The 14297-nt window shown below is 65.7% G+C and carries 16 protein-coding genes; 9 read left to right on the top strand and 7 right to left on the bottom strand.

What is annotated here, in order from left to right:
• The first annotated feature begins 2 nt into the window (after positions 1-2).
• Both IAQ70_RS18260 and IAQ70_RS18255 read left to right on the top strand, forming a co-directional pair.
• Positions 3-668 (top strand): GntR family transcriptional regulator, encoded by a 666-nt coding sequence (locus IAQ70_RS18260; protein ID WP_190990871.1) that lies wholly within the window; start codon positions 3-5, stop codon positions 666-668.
• Positions 665-1849 carry an MFS transporter gene (locus IAQ70_RS18255; RefSeq protein ID WP_190990870.1) on the top strand — a complete coding sequence of 395 codons (1185 nt, stop codon included), beginning with the start codon at positions 665-667 and terminating at the stop codon, positions 1847-1849. The genes IAQ70_RS18260 and IAQ70_RS18255 overlap by 4 nt, the downstream gene beginning before the upstream one ends.
• Positions 1850-1853: 4 nt before the next feature.
• Here IAQ70_RS18255 and IAQ70_RS18250 read toward each other — a convergent pair whose 3' ends face one another.
• On the bottom strand, positions 1854-3728 hold the full coding sequence (locus tag IAQ70_RS18250) for a Na+/H+ antiporter (protein WP_190990868.1): 1875 nt from the start codon (positions 3726-3728) through the stop codon (positions 1854-1856).
• A gap of 515 nt (positions 3729-4243) precedes the next feature.
• On the opposite strand from IAQ70_RS18250, the gene IAQ70_RS18245 reads away from it, so the two are divergent.
• From IAQ70_RS18245 to IAQ70_RS18230, 4 genes are all read left to right on the top strand, one after another.
• A complete protein-coding gene (locus IAQ70_RS18245; protein WP_190990866.1) occupies positions 4244-4489 on the top strand; it encodes a hypothetical protein in 246 nt (81 codons plus the stop codon).
• A 451-nt stretch (positions 4490-4940) separates the two neighbouring features.
• Positions 4941-6278: an MFS transporter gene (locus tag IAQ70_RS18240; RefSeq protein WP_190990864.1), complete on the top strand. Its 1338-nt coding sequence runs from the start codon at positions 4941-4943 to the stop codon at positions 6276-6278.
• Between the two features lie 251 nt (positions 6279-6529).
• Positions 6530-7384 carry an aminoglycoside phosphotransferase family protein gene (locus tag IAQ70_RS18235; RefSeq protein WP_317983705.1) on the top strand — a complete coding sequence of 285 codons (855 nt, stop codon included), beginning with the start codon at positions 6530-6532 and terminating at the stop codon, positions 7382-7384.
• Positions 7385-7452: 68 nt separating this feature from the next.
• The gene (locus IAQ70_RS18230) at positions 7453-8190 is read left to right on the top strand and encodes a GOLPH3/VPS74 family protein (RefSeq protein ID WP_190990862.1); all 738 of its coding nucleotides are present in this window, start codon (positions 7453-7455) and stop codon (positions 8188-8190) included.
• 7 nt (positions 8191-8197) lie between these two features.
• Here IAQ70_RS18230 and IAQ70_RS18225 read toward each other — a convergent pair whose 3' ends face one another.
• On the bottom strand, positions 8198-8470 hold the full coding sequence (locus IAQ70_RS18225; RefSeq protein WP_223860304.1) for an alcohol dehydrogenase catalytic domain-containing protein: 273 nt from the start codon (positions 8468-8470) through the stop codon (positions 8198-8200).
• 640 nt (positions 8471-9110) lie between these two features.
• On the opposite strand from IAQ70_RS18225, the gene IAQ70_RS18220 reads away from it, so the two are divergent.
• On the top strand, positions 9111-9455 hold the full coding sequence (locus tag IAQ70_RS18220; RefSeq protein ID WP_190990860.1) for a DUF3846 domain-containing protein: 345 nt from the start codon (positions 9111-9113) through the stop codon (positions 9453-9455).
• Here IAQ70_RS18220 and IAQ70_RS18215 read toward each other — a convergent pair whose 3' ends face one another.
• Both IAQ70_RS18215 and IAQ70_RS18210 read right to left on the bottom strand, forming a co-directional pair.
• Entirely contained in the window at positions 9456-10475 is a 1020-nt protein-coding gene (locus IAQ70_RS18215) for a DMT family transporter (RefSeq protein ID WP_317983704.1), read from the bottom strand.
• Positions 10472-11074, bottom strand: a complete 603-nt coding sequence (locus tag IAQ70_RS18210) for a TetR/AcrR family transcriptional regulator (RefSeq protein ID WP_190990858.1) — start codon at positions 11072-11074, stop codon at positions 10472-10474. The genes IAQ70_RS18215 and IAQ70_RS18210 overlap by 4 nt, the downstream gene beginning before the upstream one ends.
• Positions 11075-11216: 142 nt before the next feature.
• On the opposite strand from IAQ70_RS18210, the gene IAQ70_RS18205 reads away from it, so the two are divergent.
• A complete protein-coding gene (locus tag IAQ70_RS18205) occupies positions 11217-11534 on the top strand; it encodes a hypothetical protein (protein WP_190990933.1) in 318 nt (105 codons plus the stop codon).
• A gap of 53 nt (positions 11535-11587) precedes the next feature.
• Here IAQ70_RS18205 and IAQ70_RS18200 read toward each other — a convergent pair whose 3' ends face one another.
• From IAQ70_RS18200 to IAQ70_RS18190, 3 genes are read right to left on the bottom strand one after another with little or no spacing between them, the layout of a single operon-like run.
• Complete coding sequence (locus IAQ70_RS18200; protein ID WP_190990856.1) at positions 11588-12238, bottom strand: DUF3618 domain-containing protein; 651 nt, start codon at positions 12236-12238, stop codon at positions 11588-11590.
• Positions 12235-12666, bottom strand: a complete 432-nt coding sequence (locus IAQ70_RS18195) for a phage holin family protein (protein ID WP_190990854.1) — start codon at positions 12664-12666, stop codon at positions 12235-12237. Before IAQ70_RS18195 ends, IAQ70_RS18200 begins: the two co-directional genes overlap by 4 nt.
• A complete protein-coding gene (locus tag IAQ70_RS18190; protein ID WP_223860303.1) occupies positions 12663-13481 on the bottom strand; it encodes a hypothetical protein in 819 nt (272 codons plus the stop codon). The genes IAQ70_RS18195 and IAQ70_RS18190 overlap by 4 nt, the downstream gene beginning before the upstream one ends.
• Positions 13482-13823: 342 nt before the next feature.
• Here IAQ70_RS18190 and IAQ70_RS18185 point away from each other — a divergent pair, with 342 nt between their 5' ends.
• Positions 13824-14297, top strand: coding sequence for a MarR family transcriptional regulator (locus tag IAQ70_RS18185; RefSeq protein WP_190990852.1), 474 nt, complete (start codon positions 13824-13826; stop codon positions 14295-14297).

Raw genomic sequence — 14297 nt, 5'->3', positions numbered from 1 at the left:
ACATGGCAGATTCACCGTCCCGGAACACCGGGGCACACCTTGTCTACGCGGAGCTTAAGCGGCAGATCCTTACTCTTGAGCTGAAGCCAGGGGCGCGCATCTACGAGCCGGCAATGGCTGAGGCGCTGCGGGTAAGCCGGACGCCGCTGCGGGAGGCCATCCGGCGGCTCATTTCGGAGAGCCTGCTCGAACAGCAACCTACCGGCGGAGTGCTGGTGCCGGTCCTGGACGAGGCAGTGATTTCCGAGCTGTACGAGGTGCGCGCGGCGATGGAATCGCTCATGGCGCGGCTGGCGTGCGTAAAGGCGACGGCGGCCGACATCGAAGCCCTCAACGGCATTCTTGAGCGCAACGCCGCCATGGTGACGTTTGCCGATGAAGCCATGAAGCAGGGCATGGCGCTGCACGCCAAGATCGCCGAGATTGCGGGGAATTCGTGGGCCCGGCGATTCCATGACCAGGTCTCCAGCCAGATGGAGCGGTACCGCCACTTCACCAACAGCACGCAGGAACGGCGGGACCAGGCCCTGGCGCAGCACCGGATCCTGGTGGACGCGGTGGCCGGCGGCAACCCTGAAAAAGCCGCCAAGCTCGCGTTCGAGCACGTCATCGGAGCCCGGGACGCGGCGCTGCGTGCCATCACGGGCAGCAGCCTCGTCATCACATGATTGGTGAACTCGGACGCCGCTCGGCCACAGCACTGCTCCTGCATTCCACCCTGATCCAGGCTGTGACCTTCCTGGTCCGGCCGGCCGCCACCTACCGGGCGCTGGAACTGGACGTTCCGGGTTTCGCACTGGGTCTCCTGGCCGCCAGCTACGCCGTCTTTCCGCTGTTGCTCGCCGTCCCCACGGGCGGACTGGTGGACCGCCTGGGTGAGCGCCGGCTGATGGCGATCGGATCCGCCGTCGTTCTTGCCTGCTCTGCCTTCCTGCTGCTGTGGGGATCGTCGATCGTCACCCTGGTCATCGGAACCGCCCTCCTCGGCGCCGGCCAACTTGCCTGCGTGGTGGGGCAGCAGGCCGTGGTGGCCAACAACGCTGCCTCCTCCAGGATGGACTCCGCCTTCGGTTACCTGACATTCGCCGCATCGCTGGGGCAGGCCCTGGGGCCGTTGGCGATTTCCCTGGTGGGAGGCGCCTCGATCCGCCCCGACACTCAGGCGATCTTCTTTCTCTCCGCCTGCATGAGCCTGGTGCTTTTCGTGACCACTTTCGGCGTGTCGGCCAAAGTCAGCGGCGGCAAAAGGAAAGCGGTTGTGGGTGCCGGTGGTGGCGGCGAGGGCGGTGTTGTTGGGCTGCTGAAGACACCCGGTGTTGCCCGCGCCCTGGCCGCCAGTGCCACCGTCCTGGCCGTGGTGGACCTGACCATGGTCTACCTCCCCGCGCTCGGCGCCGAGCGCGGGCTCACTGCGGCAACGGTGGGCCTGATGCTCACCACCCGGGCCGTGTTCTCCATGGTTTCCCGGCTCGGGTTGGGGCAGATGTCCCGGAAGCTGGGGCGCATGCGGCTGATGGTGTTCAGCCTTGCGCTGTCCACAGCCGCCCTTTGCGCGGCCGCAATTCCCATGCCGGCGTGGCTGCTGTTTGCGGTCATGGCGGTACTGGGTCTGGGGCTCGGCATCGGCCAGCCCCTCACGATGTCCTGGCTTTCAGCGCAGGCCCCGGCGGGCCAACGCGGCCGGGCTCTTGCCCTGCGGTTGGCCGGCAACAGGGTGGGCCAGGTGGTGCTGCCCAGCGCCATCGGCGTGGTGGCGGCCGGGCTTGGCGCAGGAGGAGTTTTCCTGGCGTCAGCAGTGGTGGTGGGCGGGACGCTCCTGCTGCTCCGCGGTGTGCGGCTGGACGATTAGGCACTCACCCCAGCAGGTCGTCCTCGTAGCACCAGCGCCAGTCTTCGCCCGGCTCGATGCTCCGCATGACCGGGTGCCCGGTCGCTGCAAAGTGCCTGGACGCGTGGGTGCCGGGGGAGGAATCACAGCACCCCACTTTGCCGCACCGCAGGCACATCCTCAGGTGCACCGTCGTCGTGCCTTCCCGGCGGCAGTCCGCGCAGTAGGCATCGCGGGGCACCTCCGGGGAGCGGGCCGACTCGAGGTGGCCGCACACCCCGCCCGGCCTCGCGATCCCTTCGCCGCCGCCCTCGCCGGAGGTATCCACCTCGTCGAGCGACACGTCCAGCATGGATTCCTCCACGTCCAGCCGCTCGAGAACCTCGCTGAGGACCTCCTGTGCGTACTCGCCGCCGCGCCGCAGTTCCAGGACCTTGGCCCGTTCCGCTTCCAGCATGGCAAGCCGCAGCCGGGCGTAGCGCTCGCTGGGCGTGGCCGTCTCCGCGGACGGCCGGCCCAGACGTTCCCAGGCAGCCAACCCGCGCTCCTGCGTGCGCCGTTTCAGCATGGCCACAACCTCCGGCGGATCGTCGTCCGTGCGCAGTTCCTTCAGGCGGGCCACGCCGGCTGCAGTGGCCTGCTGCATCAGCGAAGCCTGGTTCAGTGCGTCCTCGCGCTGGTCCGGGCCCTTGACCCGCAGGACCCGGACCAGGGCCGGAAGAGTGAACCCCTGCAAAGTCAGCGTGCCGCCCACAACCACCAGGGCAGCGAGAATCAGCACGGAACGGTGTTCCAGATCCGCGGGCAGCACCAGAACCGCGGCCAGGGTGACCACCCCCCGCATCCCGGCCCAGGAGACGATCGCCGCAAACTGCCACGGCGGCGCCGGGTCGTTCCGCCGCACCGCCGGAATCAGCCGGGGCAGGTACGTCGCAGGGAACACCCACACCGGCCGCAGCACGAGCACCGCCAGCAGGATTACGGCGCATCCGGCCCAGATCCGGCCTGCGCCGAGGGAGTCGTCCTGGACGCCCTCGACGATCGACCGCACCTGGAGCCCGATCAGGAGAAATACGGAGTTTTCCAGCAGGAACTGGACCGTGTTCCAATTGCTGCGCTGGCTCAGCCGCGCGGCCCCGTTGGGCATGGACGGCGCCTTGGTGCCCATCACCAGTCCGGTCACGACGACGGCGAGCACGCCTGAGGCGTGGATCGCTTCCGCCGGCAAGTAGGCCACCAAAGGGGCCACGAGCGACGTCGAGGTGTTGATCGCAACGTTCCGGATCCGTTTGCGAAGTGAGGTCAGCACGTAGGCCGCAGCCATGCCCACCACCAGCCCGCCGCCCACCGCGAGCAGGAAGTCCCCGGCGATCCCTGCTGCGGACACCGACCCCGAGATGGCGGCGATTGCAGCCCGGAGGCAGATCAGTGCGGTGGCATCGTTGACCAGGGATTCACCTTCAAGGATGGTGACGATCCTGCGCGGCATCCCCACCTTGCGCGCGATGGACGTCGCCGCCACAGCATCCGGCGGTGCCACGACGGCACCGAGGGCGAACGCGGCGGCCAGCGGGACCTCCGGGAACAGCCACCAGACCACAAAGCCCACGGTCACGGTGCCGAAAATGACGTAGCCCACGGAAAGCAGGCCGATGGAGCGGCGGTTGGAGCCAAAGTCGAACAGGGAGGTCCGCAGTGCCGCCGCATAAAGCAGGGGCGGCAACAGGCCCACGAGGACCAACTCCGGGTTCAGCTCAATGTGCGGAACGAACGGGAGGAAGGAACCGGCGACGCCGGCGAGCACCAGCACCAGCGGAACCGAAATGTTGAGCTTCCGGCCCAAGGCGCTTCCCGCGCAGACCACCGCGACGAGAACCAGAAGTCCCAGTGCGATTTCCATTGGGCCATTGTCTCAGGCCCGCGGCTTTCGGAACCCGGACGACGGCGGGAAGTCCCGTCGTCGTCCGCTAACCGCGGTTCTGGTAACACCGCACTTCGAACATCCTGGCACCGTGCTCGGAGACCCGCGGTCCGTGTTCCATGCCCGGAGGCCGCACGGCCCAATCGCCTGCACTGAACGTTCGGTGCAGCCGCTGATCGGTCACGGAACCCTCAATGAGATTTCTTCCCAGAAGTCATGTGTGAGCACACCGACGGGGGACGTGTCCGTTCCGGGCTCGAACTTCAGGATGCGCGTGACGGCGCCGGGTCAACAGCGAGTCTGGTCGAAGTCACCCGACGTTCGCGGCCGGGCTGCGACCCCCGTCGTGCACCGCTGGAGGACCTTGGTCAGGAATCCCCTGCGTTCCGGAGTTCGGTGGTGAGGAAAGGATCTCGGCCGCGGCGCCATCCATGACGATCTGCTCCTCGTTTTCGAGTCATTGACGGCTCCATGCCGACCGGCCACCATGAGTTATGAGTGAATCCGGAGCTGATACGGCTGGCGCCCCTCTTGACGACGACGATGGCGTCGGGGAGGTCGACCATGCCGAGACCCCCGAGAGCATTGCCGAAGACATCCGTCATGAGATCCGCCTGGGCCACGTCCAGGATGACGTAAGCCACGTTCTCGAGGAACGCTTTGGGAAGGCGGGCATCGAGCTGCCGCCCGAAGAGGTGGATGACCTCGCTGAAGAAATCGAAAGGGACGCGTCGACCTGACCTCAGGTTCTGCGGGGAGGGCAGCCGCTGACGCAAACATCCCCGCGCCCGCCACCGCGGCGCAGCTGGCCGCCTCCATCACGTTCCTGCTCAGCGGCAACGGCACCCAACGTGAACGGTGCCATTCGCGCGTCCGACGGCGGCTGGTCGGCGCTGTAGCGGGCGGCACCAAAGGGGCGTCAAAGGTAGGCGGGCGACGGCGGGAGGACCCGCCGTCGCCCGTTTTTTGTGCGCGGAGTGAGGCGACTGCGCCCGCACGACATATTTGGAACGCTCCATTGACATACCGTTCCGGTGTGTTCTAGCTTTGGAGCGTTCCAAAATGCGAGGCGGATCACATTCGGTCTGTGCGGCCGTCGTCGCGTCCGGCCTCGGTGGAACTCCCTAAGAGCGCTTTTAGCCATGGGCCACTGATCAATCAAAATACGCATCTACGTACGACAAGGACGTCATGACTATTTCGACCACCTTGGAAGGCCAGCCGAACCCGGCAGCGCCATCCCGGCGGACCACATTCAAGACCGCGTTCTCAGGTACCCTGGGCACGGCGCTGGAGTTTTACGATTTCGCGATCTACGGGCTGGCTGCCGCCACCGTCTTTAAGCAAGTTTTCTTTTCCGACATCACGCCCGCCGTAGGCCTGGTCGCGAGTTTGGCTACCTTCGCCGTTGGCTATTTCGCCCGCCCGGTCGGCGGCATTGTCCTCGGTGCGGTCGGCGACCGGATCGGACGCAAAGCCATCCTGGTCTGGACGGTGGTGCTCATGGGTGCGGCGACCACGCTTATCGGTGTGCTGCCCACCTACGATCAAGTAGGGATCCTGGCCCCGATACTGCTCGTGTTGCTGCGGATTATCCAAGGGCTCGGCGCGGGAGCCGAGCTAGCGTCAAGTTCCACTCTCCTGGTTGAATCCGCACATCCTGCCCGACGCGGGCTTGTTGGATCCCTGATGGGCATCGGAACCAACGCCGGGACCCTCCTGGCATCGGCAGTCTGGCTGGCCGTCTCTGCCCTGCCAAAGGAACAACTGCTCGCCTGGGGCTGGCGCATTCCCTTTTTGATCAGCGTCATCATCGCCGTCGTCGGACTGTGGATGCGTCGGTCAGTCGCGGAAAGTCCCACGTTCGAGGTCCGTGAGGAAGATGCCGCCGAGCTGGGAATCATCGATATCTACCGCCGGTTGCTGAAGACGAGCCGCGGCAAAATGCTCGCGTGCGTGGGCTTGCGCTGGGGCGAAAACGGGATCTCCACGATCTTCCTGGCCTTCTTCGTGGGTCAGTTGGTGACCCTCGCAAAAGACAATCCCGGGCTCGGATCACTGGCTATCGTGGTGTCCGCCGTTGTCGGCTTCGCGACCGCACCCCTGGCCGGTTGGTTGTCCGATCGGTTGGGCCGCCGCCGCATGTACATCTCACTGAGCGTCTTTCAGCTCGCCGTGGCATTCCCCACGGTCTGGATGATCCAGACCGGTGAGACCCTCTGGGTGTTGCTGGCCTTCGTCTTGGCGTACAGCGTTGGTGTCATGGGAATGTACTCGGTTCAGTCGGCATACATGGTGGAGATGTTCGGATCCCGGGCCAGGCTGGCGGCGGTGACGTCATCAAAGGAACTGGGTGCCCTGACCTCCGGCGGCGTTGCGCCATTAGTTTGCGCCATGCTCGTAGGAGCTTTCGGCAACCTCTGGGCTGTGGGAGCGTACATGGCGTTGCTGGCAATCGTGTCCATCGTCTCGGCAGCGGTCCTGCCGGAAGCCAGAGCACGCAACCTCCTGCTTGAGTCGAACGCCTGACGGCCCACCACACCACCGTCAACGGCGCCCTTCTTGCGTCCGACGGCGGCTGGTCGGCGCTGTAGTGAGCGGCGTCGTGGGGGGAAGTTGCCAATGGCACGCGGACGACGGCGGGGAAGTCCCGCCGTCGTGCGCCTGCTCCTCTGCACGCGGGGACCTGAACTATATTCGGAGGGAACGGGCCGGATTGCATGGCAGACACAAGGGAGGCGGATCTCCGGATGGCGGGAATGCCACCAGCCACGTTGGACGTGAGTGACGCTGTCGTCCGTTGCCTCGTCCGGGACCAGCGGCCCGACCTCGGCGATCGTCCTTTAGTGCGGGTTGCAACTGGCTGGGACAACGCGACCTTCCGGCTGGGTGACGACTTGGCCGTCCGGCTGCCGCGCAGGGCGGAGGCCGTGCCGCTGATTCTGCATGAGCAGCGCTACCTTCCCGACATTGCCAGCCGTTCCCCGGTTGCGGTTCCTGTCCCCGTCCATGCCGGCCGGCCGACGCCGGATTTTCCCTGGCCGTGGAGCATCGTGCGGTGGGTCCCCGGAGCCGCAGCGGCCGACGTGGGATCAGCAGAGCGCAGACCTGCCGCTGAGGGCCTGGCCGAGTTCCTCCTGTCCCTCCACGTGCCCGCCGCCTCCGGCGTTCCGGTTAACCCTTTCCGCGGCGTGCCCTTGGCGGACCGTCATGCCGCGGTGATGGAACGGCTCGGGGACCGCGAACGCTACCCGCAGGCGGCAGCCCTGAGTGCCATATGGACGCAGGCCCGTGCCGCCAATGCCTGGGATGGTCCCGCGGTGATGCTCCACGGGGACCTTCACCCGGGCAATATCCTGCTGGCGGAGGACGGCTCGCTGGCCGGTGTCATCGATTTCGGTGACGTGGGGGCGGGGGACCCGGCTGTCGATCTTGCGGTGGGGTGGCTGATGTTCGGCGCCGGCGCCCGACACCGCTTCACGGATGCCTTTGGCCGCGCAGTGGACGGGGACACCTGGGCGAGGGCCCGGGGCTGGGCTCTCGTCCTGTCCACGGCGATGCTGAGCAACTCCGACGATAATCCGCGGATGTTCGCCGTGGGAGAGTTCGGGATCAGGCAGATCCTGGAAGGCTGACTTTGCCTGCGGCTCGGTGCTTCTAAGTCCTTATTGTGGTGGCTGCCCAACTGCGCCACCATGATCCTATGGACGCTGAAACACCCCAAGCGGTGGAGCTGAATCTTCCCCAGGCCTTCCTGCTCTTGGCCACAAACGACAAAGACGGCAAACCTGCAGTGCCGGTGTTTGCCCTCAGAACCACGGTGGCTGGGGCAATATTGGCCGAGCTGGACCTGCTCGGCGCGATTGAGCTGCAGGGAAAGCACGTCAGGGTCACCGGCGCGGCCCCGAACACGGACTTCCAGCACGAGCTGGACCTCATCCGTGACAAATCCCGGCCCCACACTCCCAAGACGTGGGTCTCCATGCTGGAGGGTCGCGCCGAAGCGCATCGGGTCTATGAGGGGCTGGCGTCACTGGGCATCGTGGAACATGTCGGGGAAAAGCACCTTGGCCGGTTCCGGGCCGCGCGGTACCCGGAGAAGGACCACGCCCCGGAGGCGGCGCTCCTGAAGAAGATCCAGGCTGCACTGAGCGAGCCGTCCGAACTCGAAGCGCCTGATACCACGGTTCCAATCGATGCCTCCGTTGCGGGGGCGCCGGACGCCGGTGCCCCCGGGGCCAAGCCTGTTTCCAAGGGGCCTGACGCCAGGACCATCGTGCTGATCGCCCTGCTCCAGGCGGCCGGACTGCTCGGCAAGCTCTTCCCGGCAGCCGATCTGACCGCGGCAGATGAGCTGTCGAAGGACTACTGGCCCACCCGCGCGGTGGAGGACGAACTCCGTCTGATCAGGCTGGCAGAGCAGGAAGCCGCCACCTTGTGATGCTGCCTTAGACCAGGACGGCCGCCGCCATGCCACCGACGACGTCCCCCCCGCGGGGACGCAGGTGTACTCCGCGTGGCCGCCATCGAACACGCGGCCCATCCATCGGGGTGGCCACCTTCTGCCCGGGCTGAAACTCCCCGCCCGGGCAGGCTGCCACTTCGCCGGTGGCTTCGATGCCCGGAACGCGGGGGAAGGTGACGCCTTCAGCCAGGCCCAGCCGGGTATGCAGTTCGGAACGGTTGAGCCCGAAGACGCGCACCATGGAAGCTACTTCCATGGATGCCGCTTCGGTCCAAGGCCCCTGCCCTGCGACTTTTTGCATTAAATTCCAAGGTTGCGACGGCGGGAGGTTCCCGCCGTCGCCGCCGGCATTAGCGGTGTGTCGGCAAATTTCTCGAGGTGGACTTCGGTGGTGCAAGGATTCGCATTTTCTGCGGACCAGAAAACAAAGGATATTAACGGTCCAAGGCCGGGCCCCGGAATTAGCTAATTCCGTGACGGTGGCCACCAAATGCCAACCGGAACGATGGTGGCTGCACCCCTTCAGGCCGGCCTGGACGCCTCAGGCGGCCCTCCTGGCCCTCCTGTGGGCTTTTTCGGAAACTGGCATAAAAAATATAAGTGTGTATGGTATCGGGTAGATACACAGCATAGAAAGGTGTGATTCCCATGTCAGGAAAATCGCCCAAGAGTGGCAGCAATAAAAAAGCGGGAAAGTCAATTCTCGAAAAGCGGGCCGAAAAAAGGGCTAAAAGCGAAACCAATGATTGTTCGTAAAGCCGCGCAAAAACCAGCGCTGATAGACCGCGGGCAGCCGATTGCGAGACTCCTAGACCCAATCGGCTGCCCGCCACCCACTTCTCGCCGCCACTTGAGGCCGCAACTGAGATCCACGTTTCAGTCACAAGGACATGACCATGAAGACCACCTTTAACGCCCTGATCGTCCCTGCCCACCTCGCGCAACCGGTGCGCATCGAAACCGTGGACACGGACATGGAAGCACTGCAGAAGTTGGTTGCAGGAAACATTGAATCCATCACCAGCAAAGACTGGCACGTCTACTTGAACGACGAGGGAAGCCGCCTGCCCCAGAACGTGCGGGCCGAAGTACTTGCCCGCGAGGCGGGCATCTCCCTGGACGACACCCTCAACGGGACGGCGGTGTTCCTCGGCCACGGGAACCGCGGACACGAATCAGACGCCCCCGGTCACCTGATCCGGCTCGCCGAGCAGCTTTTCGACGCGCCACTGGCGGCCTGATTACTCCGACAATTCAGCCGACTGGGCCGCAACAGACTCGGGCCCAGTCTGGGGGGAGGCGCCGCCGTCGAGCATCACTTCGCTGCCGGCCGCCGGCTTGGATCGGGACCGCGGCGCCGGAAGCGTGAGAACCAACAGGCTGGCGGCGATCATCGCGGCGCCAAGCCAGCCCAGCGCAGGCAGGCGTTCACCCACCACCAGCACTGCAAGGGCGGCCGCCACTACTGTCTCCGAAAGGGACAGGGTGGTGGCCGTACTGGCGCGGACCCGGGCCAGGCCCCACCCGAACAAAACGTAGCCGGCGAACATGGGTACGAGTGCCATGTACGCGCCCACCGCCAGGTTCTGCCACGACGCGACGATAGGCGCCCCGGTGGCCGCCAGCACCGGCATGAGCAGCAGGCCGCCGATCCCGAAGATTGCTCCCATAGTGGCCCTTGACGGCACCCCTGTGTTGATGAGGCGGTGCGCCGCCCACGAGTAGAGGGCGTACGTCAGTCCGGCCACAAGCCCCAGCGCGATGCCAGCAGGGGTGGACCATCCCGGCGCCGCGGCTACGGCGGAATCAGCCTTCCCGGCGTCGGCGATGCACAGGAGCGACGCGCCAACCACGCCAAGGACCGCACCGCCGAGCCAGCGACGCGTGAAGGGCCTCTTGTCCACAACGCGTTCAATGACGGCAGACGCCAGCGGCGCCGACCCGATGGAGACCACCGTGCCCACGGCAACGCCGGCCAGGTGCATGGACGAGTAAAAGGCGAGCGGGTACAAAGCGACGGCCAGCGCACCCAGAGCCACCGTGCGCCACTGGCTCCGCAGACTGGAGCCGAAAGCCTTCAGGGCACGCGCCGCAATGGCCGACTGCAGCAGGCCGCCGAAACCCATGGCCACCGCGCCGATCGCCAGCGGGCTCACATCCGGGGCAAACGTGGCCGCCGTCCCGGTGGTTCCCCACAGGACAGACGCGGCCAGCACAAACAGCGCACCCCATGTCGTCCCGTGGAAGCCAGCCGTCCTCACAGTCTGTCCAGCAGGTCAGCCGCGATCCTGCGGGCTTCCAGGACGCAACCCTCATCACCTTCCAGGCCGGCGCGGACCATGGAACCTTCGAGCAGGAAGGCGAGATGCCGGGCGAGGGGAGCGGCCTGGCCGGCCGGGGTCGGCAGTTTAGCCAGGTGCTCGGTCAGGAACGCCTCCACCTCCTCCTTGTGCCGCCGGACCACCGCGCGCCCGGGGTCACCGGCGGGTAGTTCTGCGGCCGCGTTCAGCAGGCCGCAGCCGCGGAACCCGTGCTCGTACACGAGATCGGCGTGGTCGGCGTACGCATCAAAGACGGCCAGCACGCGGTTCCTTGGAGTCGTCGCCTTTTGAAGCCTCGCCCGGTACAGCCCGAGCCACTCCTCGTGCCGCGCGTACAGGTAGGCCGTCACCAAGTCCGCCTTCGACGCGAAGTTGTTGTAGAGGCTCTTCTTGGCCACACCCGCCTCGGCCGTGATGGTATCGATGCCGGTGCCGGTCAGGCCGTGGGCGTAAAAGCGTTTGGCGGCCGCCTCGAGCAGTGCCTCCCGCGCGGGCCTTCGGAAGGGGCGGGTTGCCGCTACATCTTGTTTCGCCGTCATGGCGGGACCTCGCTCGCTCAGTGGAAGTAGGTAGACCAGTCTACCTACTTTGTCGAGAAAAGCACACGACGGACCACGCGCCGTCGTCCTTCAGGCGTGAGACGCGCTTCCCGGCGCTGGCATAGAGTGGGACGATTTCGGTATGAGCGAAGATAAAGTTGGCAGCATCCAGGACCATGGCCCGCACCAGCACGCGCATGCGGCGCCGACAACGCAGCAAATGCGGACGGTGGGTCAACGCCGCCGCGACGCAGAGGAAAAACTGGAGCACCATCTCCAGGAAGCCCGCCACAAGGACGATCCGCATCCTGACGAGGTTCCTGAGCCGGGGGCGGGACCGGTAGACAGCCAGGACGTTGCCGCCATCCAGGGTGATGACACCTTGACCGCAGCTGACCGCGTGGACCTGATCGCCAACCAAGTGGTCACTGAGGATGAAGAGTCACCGGACGGGAAATGAGCCAGGGCCGCCCTTCGAATGGAAGGACGGCCCCGGACGGGCTCTAGCTGGGCTTAGGTGTTTTGGACGTTGTCCTTGGCGTCGGTGGCGCGGTCTTTGACGTCCGCTGCTGCTTCCTGGCCTTCGGCTTTGACGTTTTCGGCGGCGTCGGTGGCGGTGGCCTTGACGTTTTCCATGGCTTCGCGGGCTGGTTCCTTGAGGCCTTCGGCCATGTCTTTGGCGGCCTCGGTCAGCTGGGTGGTCATGGGTTCGGCGGCGGTTTTGAGCGCGTCGGCTGCCTCGCGTTCCTTTTCGCTGGCGGGGATCAGGGCCGAGAGCAGCAGCCCGGCGCCGAACGCGATCAGGCCAGCGGCCAGGGGGCTGCCCTGGGTTTTGGCTTTGACCTGGTGCGGGGCGTCGCCGATGGACTCGCCCGCGTCGCTGAACTTTGCCGAAACGGTGTCGGTGGCGTTGTGAAGGGTATCCCCGGCACTGTGTCCCTGGCCCACGCGCTGGCCGGTGTAGGCGTTGGTGTAGGCAGGCGTGGTGTCGTTGGTGCCCATGACTTTCTCCTTCATTCCGAACACCGCTTCCTTCACTTTGTCGGTCTGGCGGTGGACGATGTTGGACGGGGTGACTTTGTCGGCCACGGCGTCAACGTTGGTGCCCAGGCGGGCGCGGGTTGCTTCAATGTCTGAACGGATTGCGTCCGGGTTGTCGCTCATCGTTGTACCTCACCGGGTTTCAGGGTTGGGGGGATTTCTGAGAGTGTTTGCGTGGTCTGGGGCAGGCCCTTGACCGCTTTGAGTTCCTTGCGGCCGATGGTGGCCAGCACGGCGGCGGTGATGCCCCAGATCAGGGCGACGACGACGGCGGACCAGCCCAGTCCCATCAGCTCGCCCAGGGCGTACCAGAGGGCGATGGAGAGGAACAGCAGGACGAAGTGTCCGGCGACGCCGGCGCCGGCGAGCATGCCGCCGCCCTTGCCTGCCTTGCCGGCTGACTCTTTCAGTTCGGCCTTGGCGAGTTCGACTTCCTGGCGCATCAGGGTGGACAGGTCACGGGTGACCTCACCGAGCAGATCACCCAGCGAGGTGTTATCCGCCTTCACGTGCGCCGCCGACGCGGGAGGCTCCGGAATCTGGCTACTCACAGGTGGCGTCCTTCCCCTTCGGCGTACGGGTCCGCGCCCGTTGCGGGCCGCACCGGCTCACCGAATCCCGGCTCACCAAAGGTGGGTTCGCCGTAAGCGGGCGTACCGTAGGCGGGCTCTGCCAATCCGGGCCGACCCACGACTGGTTCGTCGTAGAACGGCTCCCCAACCCCGGCAACAACACCCGTCCCGGTCGAGGGGTATGCCGCGGGGTAGGCGGACTGCTGTACTGCCGGGCTGGGGGTCCCGGTCGAAGCGGGGGCACCGGCCTGCAGGCTGCGGCCCAGCCGTCCTGCCAGCACGCCCGCGCCTGCCGCGAGAAGGAGGAAGGTGCCGGGACGCTGCCGGGCAAAGTTCTGGACCTCGTTCAGCAGTGACCCGGGATCCCGGCCGTCAAGCCACGACGCCACGGACTGCGACCGATCGGCAGCTTGCCGCACCAGATCCGAGGCCACGCCAGGCTCATTGGAGGCGTCGGCCATGGCACGCAGTTCAGTGGAGATGGAGCGCATCCCCTCTGCAACCTTCTGCTGCTGCGTGCCTGCCTGGCTGGTGAGGTCCGATTTGGCCTGGTGCAGGAGGTCCCGGGCATTTGTCTTCACTTCGGCGGCTACGTTGGCAGCCTCCGCCTTGGCGGTGTGCGCAACGTCCTGGGCTGCGCCGGCTGCCTGGTTGGCAACCTCCGAAGCTTCCGTCTTGGCCGCGTCGGCTTTGGAAGCGGAGCCGCCCGGCGTTCCGGCAGGCGTGGCCGGGGCCGGGTCGCCGTACTGGTCGAGGGTCGACGGGGATGTCTGGGGCCATTGGTTCTCAGTCATTGTCGCTCTCTTTCTCGATGGATCACGTTCTTGATGGGTCACTCTGGCGAGTAGTGCCAGCGGTGCCGGCTCTGAACGAATAGTAAGCAAGGTTACTAATCGATACTAAGCACACTTGCCATCTACTTTGCAAGAGCCGGTTTGTCCCGTGCAGGTATTCGGTGGGCGAGGGGAGAGCTCTTCAGCGGGAATGACAAGCCTGCTTGCCAACTGGATGATAAGCATGCTTATGGTAGTGGCGCGAACCATGCGTAATCCGCCCACGATGTGCTCCACCGTCGTAGGCACAGACAGCATCGACGTCACTGCGTCGTGTGAACGTCAGAGGCAAGGACGGTTCAGATGAGCAATTTAGAAAGCGATATCCGGGATGGATACCGGCTCCTCATCTTGGCGGCGCGGTTGTTGCAGCGCCGCCAAGATGAGGTCCTGGCTCCCTTGGGACTGACCCGGGCTGCGGCCATAGCCATGGGTGGTCTCGCCAACGGCCCCCTCAACCAGGAACAGTTGGCCAGCGCCATCCACGTCAAAAGCCAGACCATCGGCAGGGTCTTGGAGCGGCTCGACAGTGCTGGGCTGGTCACCAGGACACGCCATCCGAGGGACCGGCGTCAATTCACTATTGGGCTCACCGAAGCTGGCCGGACCCTGCTGCAGTCCGCCCGCGATGCACAGGCCAACGCCTTCCCGGCGGACGCGCAGGGGTGGCGAAAACTTCGCAGAGAACTCACCAGATTCGTGGAAAGCCTGCAGAACCCCGCATCCGCCGAATCCCATTCAACGTCAACAATGCCCCGTCAATGGATCAACGAGTGA

The sequence above is a fragment of the Pseudarthrobacter sulfonivorans genome (genome assembly GCF_014712225.1).
Taxonomy (GTDB): Bacteria; Actinomycetota; Actinomycetes; order Actinomycetales; family Micrococcaceae; genus Arthrobacter; species Arthrobacter sulfonivorans.
This window is presented reverse-complemented; position numbering and strand designations above follow the sequence as displayed.

Excerpts from the sequence above, each read along its gene's own strand:
- IAQ70_RS18260 (WP_190990871.1), top strand. The coding sequence starts at position 3 with ATGGCAGATTCACCGTCCCGGAACACCGGGGCACACCTTGTCTACGCG.
- IAQ70_RS18255 (WP_190990870.1), top strand. The coding sequence starts at position 665 with ATGATTGGTGAACTCGGACGCCGCTCGGCCACAGCACTGCTCCTGCAT.
- IAQ70_RS18250 (WP_190990868.1), bottom strand. The coding sequence starts at position 3,728 with ATGGAAATCGCACTGGGACTTCTGGTTCTCGTCGCGGTGGTCTGCGCG.
- IAQ70_RS18245 (WP_190990866.1), top strand. The coding sequence starts at position 4,244 with ATGAGTGAATCCGGAGCTGATACGGCTGGCGCCCCTCTTGACGACGAC.
- IAQ70_RS18240 (WP_190990864.1), top strand. The coding sequence starts at position 4,941 with ATGACTATTTCGACCACCTTGGAAGGCCAGCCGAACCCGGCAGCGCCA.
- IAQ70_RS18230 (WP_190990862.1), top strand. The coding sequence starts at position 7,453 with ATGGACGCTGAAACACCCCAAGCGGTGGAGCTGAATCTTCCCCAGGCC.
- IAQ70_RS18225 (WP_223860304.1), bottom strand. The coding sequence starts at position 8,470 with ATGGAAGTAGCTTCCATGGTGCGCGTCTTCGGGCTCAACCGTTCCGAA.
- IAQ70_RS18220 (WP_190990860.1), top strand. The coding sequence starts at position 9,111 with ATGAAGACCACCTTTAACGCCCTGATCGTCCCTGCCCACCTCGCGCAA.
- IAQ70_RS18210 (WP_190990858.1), bottom strand. The coding sequence starts at position 11,074 with ATGACGGCGAAACAAGATGTAGCGGCAACCCGCCCCTTCCGAAGGCCC.
- IAQ70_RS18205 (WP_190990933.1), top strand. The coding sequence starts at position 11,217 with ATGAGCGAAGATAAAGTTGGCAGCATCCAGGACCATGGCCCGCACCAG.
- IAQ70_RS18200 (WP_190990856.1), bottom strand. The coding sequence starts at position 12,238 with ATGAGCGACAACCCGGACGCAATCCGTTCAGACATTGAAGCAACCCGC.
- IAQ70_RS18190 (WP_223860303.1), bottom strand. The coding sequence starts at position 13,481 with ATGACTGAGAACCAATGGCCCCAGACATCCCCGTCGACCCTCGACCAG.
- IAQ70_RS18185 (WP_190990852.1), top strand. The coding sequence starts at position 13,824 with ATGAGCAATTTAGAAAGCGATATCCGGGATGGATACCGGCTCCTCATC.